Below are 12,664 nucleotides of genomic sequence, written 5' to 3' on the forward strand. Positions count from 1 at the left end.
TTAGCCTTTGAGTTCCGCCTGTATTCTGCGGGCGGTCTCCAGGGCCTCTTCCACGCTCGGCTTGAGCACGCAGAAGTGACCCATTTTGCGTCCGGGACGTCCCTCGACTTTGCCGTAGAGATGTAGCTTGGCATCCGGCTCGCGGAGGACCGGCAGGAAATCTGGGAGCTTTCCGTCCTTCCAGAGGTCCCCAAGCAGGTTCACCATGACCACAGGCGAGAGCAGTCTCGTGGAGCCAAACGGCCAGCCGCAGACGGCGCGGAGTTGTTGTTCAAACTGGCTGGTGACGCAGGCATCGCCGGTGTAATGACCCGAATTATGCGGCCGGGGCGCCAGCTCGTTGATGAGCAGTTCGCCATCCGCCGTCAGAAAAAACTCGACGGCCAGGAGTCCAATCAAACTCAAATCAGCGGCGATGTTTGTGGCCAGTTCGGCGGCCTTTTTTTGAATCCCGGCAGGAACCCGCGCAGGCACGATGGAGATGTCGAGAATGTGGCGGCTGTGCAGGTTTTCGGCGGCAGGAAAACAGGTACTCTCGCCTGTGGCATTGCGCGCAACGACGACTGACAACTCACAAACGTGGCCGATCCATTTTTCCAGAACAGCTTTCGGCGTGGCAAACTGGCCCCAGATAGCCTCGGCGGATTGCGGGCGGTCGACCTTGAACTGGCCCTTGCCATCGTAACCGAAGTCGGCTGTTTTTAGGACAACATCGCCCTTGATCTCCAGCAGGGCGGACTGCAAGTCGTCTGCGGAGGCGACGATCCGAAACGGAGCCACGGGGTAGCCTTTTTGCTGAAGGAAATTTTTCTCCCGCTCGCGATTTTGGCAAATGTGCAGCACCTCGGAACGTGGATGCACCGGCTTGTGACGGGCGATGCGATCGATGACGCCCGCTGGAATGTTCTCAAACTCGAATGTGACCACATCCACCGATTCCGCAAAGGTGTCGAGCTGCTCCAGATCGTCGTAGGCGGCGGTGAATTCCCGGTCTGAAATCTGCCCTGCCGGACTCGCAGGTTGCGGCTCAAAAGTATGCACGCGATAGCCCATTTTACGTGCTGCCAAGGCAAACATACGGCCTAGTTGCCCGCCGCCAAGCAGCCCGATGGTGGCCTCTGGTTTGATCATATTCTTCGACATCTCTCGGCTATTAAGAACATTTGAAAACGGGCTGGCTAGTGATTATTGTCAGCGCATGAAGATCCCCCATTTCTGTCTTCTGGCCCTGCTTTTGACGGCTCCTGCCGTTTATTCGCAGACCAGCACCTCGGCCACTTACTCTGAGGCGCAGCGAGCGTATCTGTCCGGAGACACAAAGACGGCGAAGGAGAAATTTGAAAAAGTTCTCGCCGCAGAGCCGGAACATCCAGGGGCGAAAAATTACATGAAGTCCATTCTCGCGGCGGAGAAAAAGGACAAAAAATCCACGCTCTCGACGCAGCTCGCGACTTTGATTGTTCCCAAAGTCACTTTCAAGGAAGCGTCTTTCGGCTCGGTTCTGGATTATCTCAAAGTAAAGGCGGCGGAACTCTCCGCGAATAAGATCACACCCAGTTTTGTCCTGCAACTGCCGCCGGATTTTGCCGAGAAAACACCGATTACACTCGATCTGAGTAACGTTCCTTTTACCGAAGTGCTGCGTTATTTGGGTGAGCTGACCTCGACGAAATTCGAGATTCAGCAATACGCCATCGTGGTGTCGGTAAAGAGCTAGTTGTTGCTCATTCCCTCGTTCCATTCCTTGATTTTCGTCGCCTCGGCCGCGAAGAGCGCCTTGGTGTCGTCCAGGATGTCAATGGATTTGATCTTGTCGCCTTTTTCAACCTTGTTGACCACGTCCTGACCCTTCGTGGTCTGGCCGAAAATGGTGTGTCGGTCATTCAAGTGCGGCGTCGGCACATGGGTGATGAAAAATTGCGAGCCATTGGTCGCCGGACCCGCATTAGCCATGGCCCAGACGCCCGATTTGTCGAAACGCAGAGTCGGATCAAACTCGTCCGCAAATTTGTAACCCGGACCGCCGGTTCCATTGCCCTTGGGGTCGCCGCCTTGAATCATGAAATCGGGGATCACGCGGTGAAAGGTCAGACCGTCGTAATAGCGTTTCTCCGCAAGATTGAGAAAGTTCGCCACGGTGACGGGCACTTTGGAGGCGAAAAGCGTGGCCTCGATATCGCCCTTATCCGTGTGCAAAACGACCCGGATGTCCTTGAGCGGCGCGGCTTTTTCGGTGGATGGCGCGGTCTCCGCCTGAAGTGGGGAGAGGGTGAGTCCGAAGAGAATGGCGAGCGAGCCGAGGAGGAATTTCATGGGCGAGCTTACGACGCACAGGGAACTTGTCCAATTCACAGCAGAGGAGAAAAATCGTGATTTTCCTGTTTGGGCGCACCGCTTTTCTTGTCTAAAGTCTTCCCATGTCCTCACCTCGCGGTCCGGTCCAGATCGGCCTCATCCAAATGACTTGCTCGGCGGTTCCCGCTGAAAATGTGGCCAAGGCCGTGGAGCGCATTCGCACGGCCGCGTCGATGGGAGCGCAAATTATTTGCCTCCAGGAATTGTTCACGTCGCTCTATTTCTGCCAGGCGGAAAAGCACGAATATTTCTCTCTCGCCGAAGCGATTCCCGGTCCGACGACCGACCTGCTTTGCGCCCTCGCGAAAGAACTGAAAGTCGTCATCGTGGCGTCGCTGTTCGAGAAACGCGCCGAGGGCCTGTATCACAACACCGCCGCAATCATCGACGCCGACGGGACGTTTCTCGGGAAATATCGCAAGATGCATATTCCGGACGACCCGCTTTTCTACGAGAAATTTTATTTCACACCGGGCGATCTCGGCTTTCGCTCGTGGCAGACAAAATACGCGAAAATCGGCGTCTGCGTTTGCTGGGACCAATGGTATCCCGAAGCGGCCCGGCTCACGGCTTTGAGTGGCGCGGAAATCCTCTTTTACCCGACTGCCATCGGTTGGCATCCGTCGGAGAAAGCCCATTACGGCGAGCGCCAGCATTCGTCCTGGGAAACGATCCAGCGCAGTCACGCCATCGCGAACGGCTGCTACGTTGCCGTTCCGAATCGAATCGGAGTCGAAACGCCGGAAGGCGGCGACGGCATCCAGTTTTGGGGCCAGAGTTTCGTGGCTGATCCGTCGGGCATGATCCTGAAAAAAGGTTCGGTCGATCAGGAGGAAATCCTCATTGTCGAGGCCAATCTTGGCACGCTCGACACGCAGCGCACGCACTGGCCGTTTCTGCGCGACCGGCGCATCGACGCCTACAGCGACCTGACCCGCCGCTATATCGACTAACATTCCAATGTCCTCCCCCACTCCAGCCAGTCTCGGTTATCGCATGCCCGCCGAATGGGAGCCGCACGCTGCCACATGGTTTTCCTGGCCGCGTCCCGAGGGAATCAGCTTCCCGGATTCCTACGAGTCCGTCCTGCCCGCGCTCACGCAAATGGTGGACGCACTGCGCGAGTCGGAGGCCGTCAACATCAACGTCCCTAACATGGACGTCGAGCAAATGGTGAGGCGCCAGTTGAGTTCCATCGATATCAGCCATGTCACCTTTCGGCACATTCCAACGAACGAATGCTGGTGCCGTGATCACGGCCCGATCTTCGTCAAACGCGACTCGGATCGATCCGTCGCCATCGTCGATTGGGACTACAACGCCTGGGGCTGGAAATATCCCCCAGTGGACTTCGATGAAGATGTGCCGACGCGGGTTGGAGAATTGTTAGGAATGGATGTTTTCTATCCGCGCATCGTGATGGAAGGCGGCTCGATTGAAGTGAATGGCTCCGGCACTTTGCTAACCACCAGCGCGTGTCTGCTGCATCCGAATCGCAATCCCAATCTAACCAAAACTCAAATCGAGGAGAAACTGCGCGACTACCTGGGCGTGCGTCATTTCCTCTGGCTCGGAGACGGCATTATCGGCGACGACACGGACGGTCACATCGACGATATTAGTCGTTTCGCAGACCGCTCAACGGTCATCACGGTCGTCGAGGATGATCCGGCGGATGCCAACTACGAGCCGCTCCAGCACAACCTGAATCTGCTGAAAGAAATGCAAGTCGAGGACGGCACGCCGCTGCATTTGCTAACCTTGCCCATGCCATCGGCAGTCATCAAACAGGAGCAGCGACTGCCTGCTAGCTACGCTAATTTTTACATTGCTAACAAAGTCGTCCTGCTCCCGATTTTTCACCAGCCGACCGACGCCTGGGCGACATCTGTTTTGCAGCAAGCATTTCCCACTCGGCGCATCGTCGGCATCGATTGCCGCGAACTCATCTGGGGCCTCGGCGCCTTCCACTGCCTTTCGCAGCAGCAGCCGGCGTAGTTAGTTAAAGCAAGGTTCCGCGCAGCAAAAGAATCGCGGCCGAAAAATAAATTACCAGTCCCGTCACATCGACCAGCGTTGCCACGAGCGGAGCCGAGGACGTCGCCGGGTCGAGCCCACATCTACGAAGCAGAAAGGGCAGCATGGAACCCGCGAGCGATCCCCAGAGAACAACCCCGACCAGCGACAAGGAAACCGTGGCGGCAATCAACAGCCAGTGTTCTCCGTATTGATGGCTGAAAAGCGTCCAGACACAGATGCGCGTAAATCCGATCACGGCCAGGATGAGACCTAACATGAGGCCTGAGAGAAATTCTCGTCGCATGACACGCCACCAATCCACCAGCGTCACTTCCCCCAAGGCCATCGCGCGAATGATTAGCGTTGTCGCCTGCGAACCGGAGTTGCCGCCGCTGGAAATAATCAACGGCATAAACAAAGCTAGTACGACTGCTTTGGCGATTACATTTTCAAAAAAACCCAGCGCTGTGGCTGTTAGCATTTCTCCAATGAATAGAATCACCAGCCAGACCGCGCGCTTCTTCACCATGCCGAAAAGCGAGATGTCCAGATACGGCTCATCGAGCGCTTCCATACCACCCAACTTCTGAATGTCTTCCGTGGTTTCTTCCTCGGCGATGTCGAGAATGTCGTCCACTGTCACGATTCCGACTAACTTGGCTTCGGAATCGACTACCGGCAGCGCCGTACGGTCGTATTTTCGGAAAACCTGCACCGCGTCACCTTGGGAATCGGTCACTTTCAGCGGCTCGACAAAGCTGCCTTGTAGCGCGCTGACTAACATATCCGTGGGTTTGAGCAAAAACTCGCTGATGCGCACGTCGTTGACTAGCATTCCCGACGAATCGACCACATAGATTACGTTCAAAGTCTCGCTCGCATGCCCATGTTTCCTAATAAAATCCAGCACGTCGGAGACCCGCCAGTCTTGTCTCACTGAAATGAAATCCGGAGTCATCAAACGCCCGACGCTTTCCTCGGGGTAGTTGAGCAACGCCTGCGCCACGGCGCGTTCTTTTGGTGTTAGAAGTCGCAGCAGTTGCGAGACAACATTCGCCGGCAATTCCTCGAGCAAGGCCGTGCGATCATCGGGCGACATCTCGTTGAGAATCCCCACCACCTGCTCCTGGCCCATCGCATGGAGCAGCGCGGTTTGCGTGTCCACATCGAGATATTCAAAGGTGTCGGCTGCAATCGAATGCGGCAGAACGCGGAAGAAAATAACCTGCTCCTCCACCTCCAGATCGGAGAGCAACTCCGCCAGATCCGCCACTGGCCAGTCTGTGAAAACAGAGCGGAGAGAGGTGAAATCCCTCTGGGAAATCATCTCTCGAATCTCGGGAGCGAGAAGTTTGCCGACCATTCCCCAGCTTTAAAGGGTCGGCATTTCCCCGCAAGCAAGAAATGGATAAACTTCTGGCACCCCAGAGTCGGGTTTCATTGTTATCACCGGGGATGCAAGCCTCACATTGGACTTAAACTCGCATGTTAGTTTTTTCTACTAACAAAAAAGGCGGCCCAGTTTCCCGGGCCGCCCTGTGAGTTAAGGATAGTTAGTTTTCTTCAGCGGCAGCAGTGAAACGGCCGGGGCCGGTCTGCTCCACACCCTTGAGCTTGTAGATGCGGATCGAGACGATGCGCTTTGGCTCCGGATGGGTGAATTGATAGTTCTTTTTGATGAGCGCTTCGGTGATTTCAGCGCAGCTCAACGGGCGCTTGGAACGCTTGAGAACGGAAACAACTGCGGCGGAAAGTGGACCACTAGGAGAGGTCACGCGGCCACGTCCTTTTTTCGGGCCGGTCTTGCTAACCTTGGCTGGCGCCGGCTTCGTCGCTTTTGCAGGAGCGGTCTTGGCTGGAGCCGCTTTCACTGGCTTGGTGGCTTTGGCAGCCTTCACAGGTTTGGCTGGCGCTGCAGCTTTGACGATTTTCTTGGCAGCGGCTTTAGGGGCGGCTTTCTTGACGGGTTTAGGTGTAGCTTTTTTAGGCATGGCCGCATATTAGTAATCTTTTCGGCTAATGCAAATACTATCTTATGCATTCCAGCTAGAAAGTTAGCTGTTAGCCCTTGGTTAGGAGATGCATGTTAGTTGCTAACACGACTAGCTATTTGAAAAACTATGCTAGCACCATTGTTAGCAAGCATCCGGCGCCGCGTCCGAGGTTAGCTGCCCATGCCTTGCATCCACTTTTTCGCTCCCGGAGCCGCGGCCAGACGACCCTTTACAAAGCACGATCTCTCGTTACACTAGACGGCTCCACCTATGTTAAACGTCTCCATTTACCTGCTTCTCGGCATTTTGATCATCACTGCCGTGCTCATGGTCTTGATCGTCCTGATGCAACGTCCGAAAAACGAGGGCCTCGGCGCTTCCTTCGGCGGCGGCATGACGCAGGACCTGTTCGGAGCCCAGACCACCAACGTCCTCCAGAAATTCACGGTTTACCTCGGTGCGATCTTCTTTGGCTCCTGCCTGCTCCTCACCGTTCTTTACTCGAAATCCTCCACCCAGCAGTCGGCCATTCAAAAGCAACTCGCCGCCTCTGCTGCCGCGAAGAAATTGCTCCCCGCTTCCTCCCCGACTCCGCAGGCGGCCATCGTCGCCACGCCGACCGCTTCCCCGACTCCCTCAACGCCAGCGCCGAGTGCCACACCAACGCCTGAGGCGACTCCAACTCCCCTGGCTGCGCCTATTGCGCCCGCTCCGGAAGCTGCGGCTCCCATTTCACCTGTGGAATCTGCCGCATCTCCTTCGGCCACTCCGTAAATTTTCCTCCTCAATCGGGTGATTCGCCACTTCACCAGCAAAATTCCGCGCCCGACGATCCCTTTCCGAGGGTGGGTTTTGCTGGTTATCGGCTTGGCCGCCCTCAGTTTCGGCTGCTCGCCCGTGGCGAAACGGGCTGACCTCGCCTTCCTCAATGGAGCCGAGCCCGAGTCAATCGACCCGGCGGTGATCACCGGCCAGCTCGACGGGCGTGTCGCATATGCCTTGTTCGAGGGCTTGATGGCTTACGGGCCCGACGGCGTTCCCCAGCCCGGCACGACGGAGACTTACGAGATGTCGCCAGACGGCCTCGTTTACACATTTCACTTAAGGTCGAATGCGAAGTGGTCGAATGGGAAACCGGTCACCGCCCAGGACTTCGTCGCCTCGTGGAAACGTGTCCTCGAGCCCGCCCAAGCCGCCGAATACGCTTACCAACTCCACTATTTGAAAAATGGTCGCGCCTACAACGAAGGCACGCTGAAGGATTTTTCCCAAGTCGGAGTGCGCGCCGCCGATGAGCGGACTTTGATCGTTACCTTGGAAAATCCGACGCCATTTTTCCTCGGGCTCTGCTGCTTCTGCACGCTGCTCCCGGTGCCCATCGAAACAATCCAGAAATATGGCGAGGACTGGATCAAGCCCGGCAAAATCGTCGGCAACGGCGCGTTCACGCTGGAGGAATGGAAGCTGAACGACCACATCCGTCTGCGTAAAAGCCCGACCTATTGGAACGCTGCTAACATCCGTCTAAACACGATCGACGTCCTGCCCATCGAGAACTCGATGACGGCCTACAATTTCTACAAATCCGGCGTCGCCGACCTGATGATGGACAAAGGTCTAACTCCGCCAGCGCTGATGTCGGAGTTGAAAAAGATGCCCGACTTCAACTCCGCCCCGTTCCTCGGCAACTACTTCATCCGCTACAACGTCTCGCATCCGCCCTTCAACGACGCCCGTGTGAGGCTCGCCTTTTCGCTCGTCATCGACAAGGATCTCATTGTGAACAAAATCACCCGCGCGGGCGAGATTCCCGCGACTAGTTTCGTTCCGCCGAAGACCGCCGGCTATAATTCGCCGCCCGGCTATGCGCGCGATCCTGAGAAGGCCAGACAACTGTTAGCAGCGGCAGGTTATCCCGGTGGAAAAGGATTTCCGCTGATCGAATATCTCTACGATGACAAGAAGATTAATGAGAATATCGCGGTCGAGTTGCAGGCGATGTTTCAACGCGAACTCGGCGTGCGAGTCGGATTGAAACGTCAGGAATGGAAGGTCTATCTCAACTCGCAAAACCGGCTCGACTACGATTTTTGCCGCAGCAGTTGGGTCGGCGACTACAATGATCCTAACACTTTCATGGACATGTTTGTGACCGACGGAGGCAACAACCGCACTGGCTGGTCTAACAAACAATACGACGCCTGGATCGCCGAGGCTGCGAAAGAACTCGATCCTAACAAACGCCAGAATATTTTCCGCCGCGCGGAGACGATGTTAGTCACCGAGGAGGCACCCATCTGCCCGCTCTATTACTATGTCGGCATCCAGCTTTACGACTCGAAGAAGTGGGGCGGCATCCAGTCCAATGTTCTCGACGAGCATCCGCTCCGAACCATTTACCGGAAGGTGCCCTGACATCATGGATCGCCTAACCTTCGGCCTTTTTCGTATCGCCGTCTGGCTGCTGGAGCGGCTGCCCATTCGAGTTGCATTCCTATCTGGGCGATTGTTAGGACTCATCGGCTACTATCTAGCATTCTCCAGCCGGAAAACGGCACTGGCAAATCTAGCCATAGCGTTTGGTCGCGAGAAATCTCCCGCCGAACTCCACCAGCTCGCCCGCGCGCATTTCCAAAATCTCGTGGCTAACATCTTTGCCGTCCCCGCGCTTTCGCGGTTGAGCCGCGAGGAAATCAAGGATCGCATCGTCCTCGAAAGCGACGCCATAGTTAGAAGACTGCAAGCCCAAGGCACAGGCACAATCTGGGCGCTCAACCACATGGCGAACTGGGAGCTCATCGCGCAGATCATGTTCCTCTTTGAGGGCACCGGCCTCTCTGCGATTTATCAGCGCCTCGGCAATCCGCTGATGGACGAGTATGTTAGAAAAACGCGGGCCCGTTTCGGCATTCACATGGTCGAGCGCAAAGAGGGTTTCAATGAATCCATTGCCACCATCCGGCGCGGCGGCATCGCCGGAGTTTTGATCGATCAACACGCGGGCGACGGCGGAGTCTGGACGCCATTTTTCCAGAAGCTCGCCTCGACCTCGCCCCTGGCTGCGTTGCTCGCCGCCCGCTCCGGCGGCGTGCTCATTCCCGTGAGCGTGCAGACGACCGGCGTGGCGCGTTGGAAGATCATTTTCGAGGAGCCGCTGCCGCCCGTGCGCCGCGATGTGGACCAGACCACTGCTAAACTCAATCTCGTTCTCGAAAAACAAATCCGCCGCAGTCCGCACGAGTGGTTCTGGGTCCATGATCGCTGGAAGATCCCGTCGCCGGAATTTCTTCTCTCAAACACGAAACGCTACCGGCGCGGCATCGTTTTGCCCGAGGGAATAACTTTTGCCGACCTCCAGCCGTTTCGCCTCGTCGTCCGCTCAAGCAACTGGCTGGGCGACGCCATTATGACCGTTCCCGCCGTGCGCGCGATGAAACACGGCCGGCCCGACTTGCATCTGACTGTGCTCTGCCGCGAAAAACTCACCGACCTCTGGAAGCTCGTCCCCGAGGTGGACGACGTCATCGGCATCCGTCCGGGTCAGGGCGTTTTCTCCGTGGCAAAAATGTTGCGCGGAAAATTCGACGCCGGCGTCATACTGCCCAACTCCATGCGCAGTGCGTTGGAACTCCGGCTCGCCGGATTGCCGCGCCGCGCCGGTTACGATCGCCAGGGACGAAAATTTCTCCTCGATCAAATCATCAAAGACCCGAAACGCGTCGGGCCGCCGGAGCATCAGAGCCTGCATTATTTGCGGTTGGCCGCAGCCATCGGCGGCAACCTCGACTTTGCCAGCTTCCCCACGCTCACCCGCAATAAACCCTATGCCCCCATTCGACTCGGACTCTGCCCCGGCGCCGAATACGGGCCCGCCAAACGCTGGCTCCCGGAACGATTCGCCGCCGTTGGACAAGCCGTGGCCCAGCGCCGCCATTGCGAATGGCTCATTCTTGGCACCGCCGCCGATAGCGAAATCGCTGAATCGATTGCAACTCAGATCGGGCCGAGCGCGAAAAATCTCGCGGGCAAAACCACTCTCACCGAGCTCATCGAACTGCTTGGCCAGTGCAGCGCCCTGCTCACCAACGATACCGGCACGATGCACCTCGCCGCCTTGCTTGGCGTGCCTACCATCTCCGTTTTTGGCAGCACCGAGCCGCTCCTTACTGGTCCCATGGGTCCGAATCACCGGGTCATTCGCCACCAAGTGGAATGCAGCCCGTGTTTTCTGCGCGAATGCCCCATCGACTTCCGCTGCATGAACGCTGTGCAGGTGGACGAAGTCACCGAGGCCGTGCTCAAAGCCATCGGCGGCTGAGTGGCTCTCAGGGAGCGTAAGCGACTCTCCAGCGCACGTCTCGTCCCGGGGGTCTGTAAAGCTTTGAGGCGAGACACCTCAAAGAACACACGGGACGCGTGCGCTCCCGGAGATGAGAATCTGACGCTGTTTTACGGCTCGATCAGACGATTTTCGGCAGCAAATACCCGAGCAGATCGGCGATGGCGATGCGTTCCTGGCGGCCGTCGTCGCGGTGGCGCAACGTCACAGTGCCCTGAAACTCCGGGCCTTTTTCTCCGAGCGTATCGAAGTCGATCGTGATGCCAAACGGCGTGCCCGCTTCGTCCTGCCGCGCGTAACGTTTCCCGATGGAGCCGCCCTCGTCGTAGAAGCAGGTCATGTGCTTTTTCAGGAGGTCGTAAACTTCGCGGGCTTTGGCAACGAGCTCCGGCTTGTTCTTGAGCAATGGGAAGATGCCCACTTTCACCGGAGCAAGTCGCGGGTGGAAACGCATGATGGTGAGTGTTTCAGTGTTTCCTTTGGCGTCGGTTTTTTCCACTTCGGTGAAAGCGTCGGCGAGAACAGCGAGGGCGAGACGGTCGAGTCCTGCGCTCGGCTCGATGACGTGCGGTACATAGAAGCCTTTCAGCAGGCGGTCGCAGAAGGCGGCGGCTTCCTCGGGCGATTTGTTGCGGGCGGTCCATTCGGATGCAACTCCGCTCACAAATTCCGCTTTTTGTTCGTCTGTGAGTTTGGTGACTGCGGCACGAAGTTCCTCGTCGAAGACTTCGAGCGGTTTGCTGCTGGCTTTTTGGTGCGCCTGCAGATCGAAGTCGCTCCGGGCGGCGATGCCCTCAAGTTCCTCAGTGCCGAAGGGAAACTTAAAGAGAATATCGACACAAGCGCGGGCGTAATGGGCCAGTTCTTCCTTGGTCTGCCAGTGATAATCGAGCACGTCGGCACCAAGACCGATGCCAGCATAATAAGCGGTGCGCTCCTTCACCCAATAGCGATGCCACAAGTCCCAGCCCCAGTCGGGTTGCGGCGTACTGAGGTCGGCCGAGTCGCTGTATTCCGCAACGTGGCCGTGAATGAGGCGAACGGCCTCGTCGGGCGGAATGAAGAATTCGAGTTCCATCTGCTCGAACTCGCGTGACCGAAAAGTGAAATTTTTCGGGGTGACTTCGTTGCGAAAGGCCTTTCCAATCTGGCAGATGCCGAAGGGGACTTTGACCCGAGTGGAATCGACCACGTTTTTGAATTGCGCGAAAATCGCCTGGGCTGTTTCCGGGCGCAGATACGTGACATCCGCCTCGGTCGCCGTCGGGCCGAGGTAGGTTTTCAGCATCAAATTGAAGGGACGCGCCTCATTGAGCGCACCGCCGGTTTCTGGATGAAAATTCACGGAATCCACCACGGTTTCAATGCGTTCCTCGCCCAGCAAAACGATGGCATCGGGTTCGCCTGCGGATTCACCCGCATTGAGGGCGATCAAGGCTCGAACCCGCTTGCGAAAGCTCTCGATGTGTTCGCCGTTTTTCAGGAGGACATCAAAGGGACGCGCCATTTTCCAACCGGTGGGCGACTCCGCACCCGTGAAATGCATCGCAACGCCACTCTGCGGCTCGACATGATCCGCCCGCACCCGCTTGTTCGTAAGCACACATTCACGCATCAAATCGGCAAAAGTATCCACGTGGCCGGAGGCTTTCCAAATGGAGGGATTCATGAGGATGGAGGCGTCCAGACCGACGACATCCTCACGTTCGCGAACCATTCTACGCCACCACGAATCGCGCAGATTACGCTTTAACTCCGCTCCCAAGGGGCCGTAATCCCAGACGCCGCCGCAGCCGCCGTAGATCTCGCTGGATTGGAAAATGAAGCCGCGCCGCTTGCAGAGGCTGACGAGTTTTTCCATGCGTTCGTTTGCGGTGTTTTCTTTGGCCATAGGGACGAAAAGGAGAGCCGCGCGCGGACACAAACGCAACCAAAAAGGTTGCAGGTTGTTTTCCCG

The 12,664-nt window shown here is 57.0% G+C and carries 11 protein-coding genes; 6 read left to right on the top strand and 5 right to left on the bottom strand.

Going from position 1 to position 12,664, the window contains the following annotated elements:
- Complete coding sequence (locus tag ABIT76_01960; GenBank protein MEO7931901.1) at positions 1-1,131, bottom strand: 5-(carboxyamino)imidazole ribonucleotide synthase; 1,131 nt, start codon at positions 1,129-1,131, stop codon at positions 1-3.
- Positions 1,132-1,198: 67 nt separating this feature from the next.
- On the opposite strand from ABIT76_01960, the gene ABIT76_01965 reads away from it, so the two are divergent.
- On the top strand, positions 1,199-1,717 hold the full coding sequence (locus ABIT76_01965) for a hypothetical protein (GenBank protein MEO7931902.1): 519 nt from the start codon (positions 1,199-1,201) through the stop codon (positions 1,715-1,717).
- On the opposite strand, the gene ABIT76_01970 is transcribed toward ABIT76_01965, so the two are convergent.
- Positions 1,714-2,313, bottom strand: coding sequence for a peptidylprolyl isomerase (locus tag ABIT76_01970; protein ID MEO7931903.1), 600 nt, complete (start codon positions 2,311-2,313; stop codon positions 1,714-1,716). The genes ABIT76_01965 and ABIT76_01970 overlap by 4 nt on opposite strands.
- A 104-nt stretch (positions 2,314-2,417) precedes the next feature.
- On the opposite strand from ABIT76_01970, the gene ABIT76_01975 reads away from it, so the two are divergent.
- Together ABIT76_01975 and ABIT76_01980 are read left to right on the top strand one after the other, a co-directional pair.
- Positions 2,418-3,308: a carbon-nitrogen hydrolase gene (locus ABIT76_01975; GenBank protein MEO7931904.1), complete on the top strand. Its 891-nt coding sequence runs from the start codon at positions 2,418-2,420 to the stop codon at positions 3,306-3,308.
- Between the two features lie 7 nt (positions 3,309-3,315).
- The gene (locus ABIT76_01980) at positions 3,316-4,353 is read left to right on the top strand and encodes an agmatine deiminase family protein (protein MEO7931905.1); all 1,038 of its coding nucleotides are present in this window, start codon (positions 3,316-3,318) and stop codon (positions 4,351-4,353) included.
- Positions 4,354-4,357: 4 nt separating this feature from the next.
- On the opposite strand, the gene mgtE is transcribed toward ABIT76_01980, so the two are convergent.
- A complete protein-coding gene (mgtE, locus tag ABIT76_01985; protein MEO7931906.1) occupies positions 4,358-5,737 on the bottom strand; it encodes a magnesium transporter in 1,380 nt (459 codons plus the stop codon).
- A 190-nt stretch (positions 5,738-5,927) separates the two neighbouring features.
- Positions 5,928-6,365, bottom strand: coding sequence for a hypothetical protein (locus tag ABIT76_01990; protein ID MEO7931907.1), 438 nt, complete (start codon positions 6,363-6,365; stop codon positions 5,928-5,930).
- A gap of 273 nt (positions 6,366-6,638) precedes the next feature.
- On the opposite strand from ABIT76_01990, the gene secG reads away from it, so the two are divergent.
- Genes secG through waaF form a run of 3 tightly spaced genes read left to right on the top strand, consistent with a single transcriptional unit; the run spans position 6,639 to position 10,686 of the window.
- Positions 6,639-7,142: a preprotein translocase subunit SecG gene (gene secG / locus ABIT76_01995; protein ID MEO7931908.1), complete on the top strand. Its 504-nt coding sequence runs from the start codon at positions 6,639-6,641 to the stop codon at positions 7,140-7,142.
- An 18-nt stretch (positions 7,143-7,160) separates the two neighbouring features.
- The gene (locus ABIT76_02000; protein ID MEO7931909.1) at positions 7,161-8,783 is read left to right on the top strand and encodes a peptide ABC transporter substrate-binding protein; all 1,623 of its coding nucleotides are present in this window, start codon (positions 7,161-7,163) and stop codon (positions 8,781-8,783) included.
- Between the two features lie 4 nt (positions 8,784-8,787).
- Positions 8,788-10,686, top strand: a complete 1,899-nt coding sequence (gene waaF, locus ABIT76_02005; protein MEO7931910.1) for a lipopolysaccharide heptosyltransferase II — start codon at positions 8,788-8,790, stop codon at positions 10,684-10,686.
- 142 nt (positions 10,687-10,828) lie between these two features.
- On the opposite strand, the gene ABIT76_02010 is transcribed toward waaF, so the two are convergent.
- Positions 10,829-12,598 (bottom strand): glycine--tRNA ligase, encoded by a 1,770-nt coding sequence (locus ABIT76_02010; GenBank protein ID MEO7931911.1) that lies wholly within the window; start codon positions 12,596-12,598, stop codon positions 10,829-10,831.
- Positions 12,599-12,664: the final 66 nt, after the last annotated feature.

This window comes from Chthoniobacterales bacterium (assembly GCA_039930045.1).
GTDB lineage: Bacteria > Verrucomicrobiota > Verrucomicrobiia > Chthoniobacterales > DASVRZ01 > DASVRZ01.

Excerpts from the sequence above, each read along its gene's own strand:
- ABIT76_01960 (MEO7931901.1), bottom strand. The coding sequence starts at position 1,131 with ATGATCAAACCAGAGGCCACCATCGGGCTGCTTGGCGGCGGGCAACTA.
- ABIT76_01965 (MEO7931902.1), top strand. The coding sequence starts at position 1,199 with ATGAAGATCCCCCATTTCTGTCTTCTGGCCCTGCTTTTGACGGCTCCT.
- ABIT76_01970 (MEO7931903.1), bottom strand. The coding sequence starts at position 2,313 with ATGAAATTCCTCCTCGGCTCGCTCGCCATTCTCTTCGGACTCACCCTC.
- ABIT76_01975 (MEO7931904.1), top strand. The coding sequence starts at position 2,418 with ATGTCCTCACCTCGCGGTCCGGTCCAGATCGGCCTCATCCAAATGACT.
- ABIT76_01980 (MEO7931905.1), top strand. The coding sequence starts at position 3,316 with ATGTCCTCCCCCACTCCAGCCAGTCTCGGTTATCGCATGCCCGCCGAA.
- mgtE (MEO7931906.1), bottom strand. The coding sequence starts at position 5,737 with ATGGTCGGCAAACTTCTCGCTCCCGAGATTCGAGAGATGATTTCCCAG.
- ABIT76_01990 (MEO7931907.1), bottom strand. The coding sequence starts at position 6,365 with ATGCCTAAAAAAGCTACACCTAAACCCGTCAAGAAAGCCGCCCCTAAA.
- secG (MEO7931908.1), top strand. The coding sequence starts at position 6,639 with ATGTTAAACGTCTCCATTTACCTGCTTCTCGGCATTTTGATCATCACT.
- waaF (MEO7931910.1), top strand. The coding sequence starts at position 8,788 with ATGGATCGCCTAACCTTCGGCCTTTTTCGTATCGCCGTCTGGCTGCTG.
- ABIT76_02010 (MEO7931911.1), bottom strand. The coding sequence starts at position 12,598 with ATGGCCAAAGAAAACACCGCAAACGAACGCATGGAAAAACTCGTCAGC.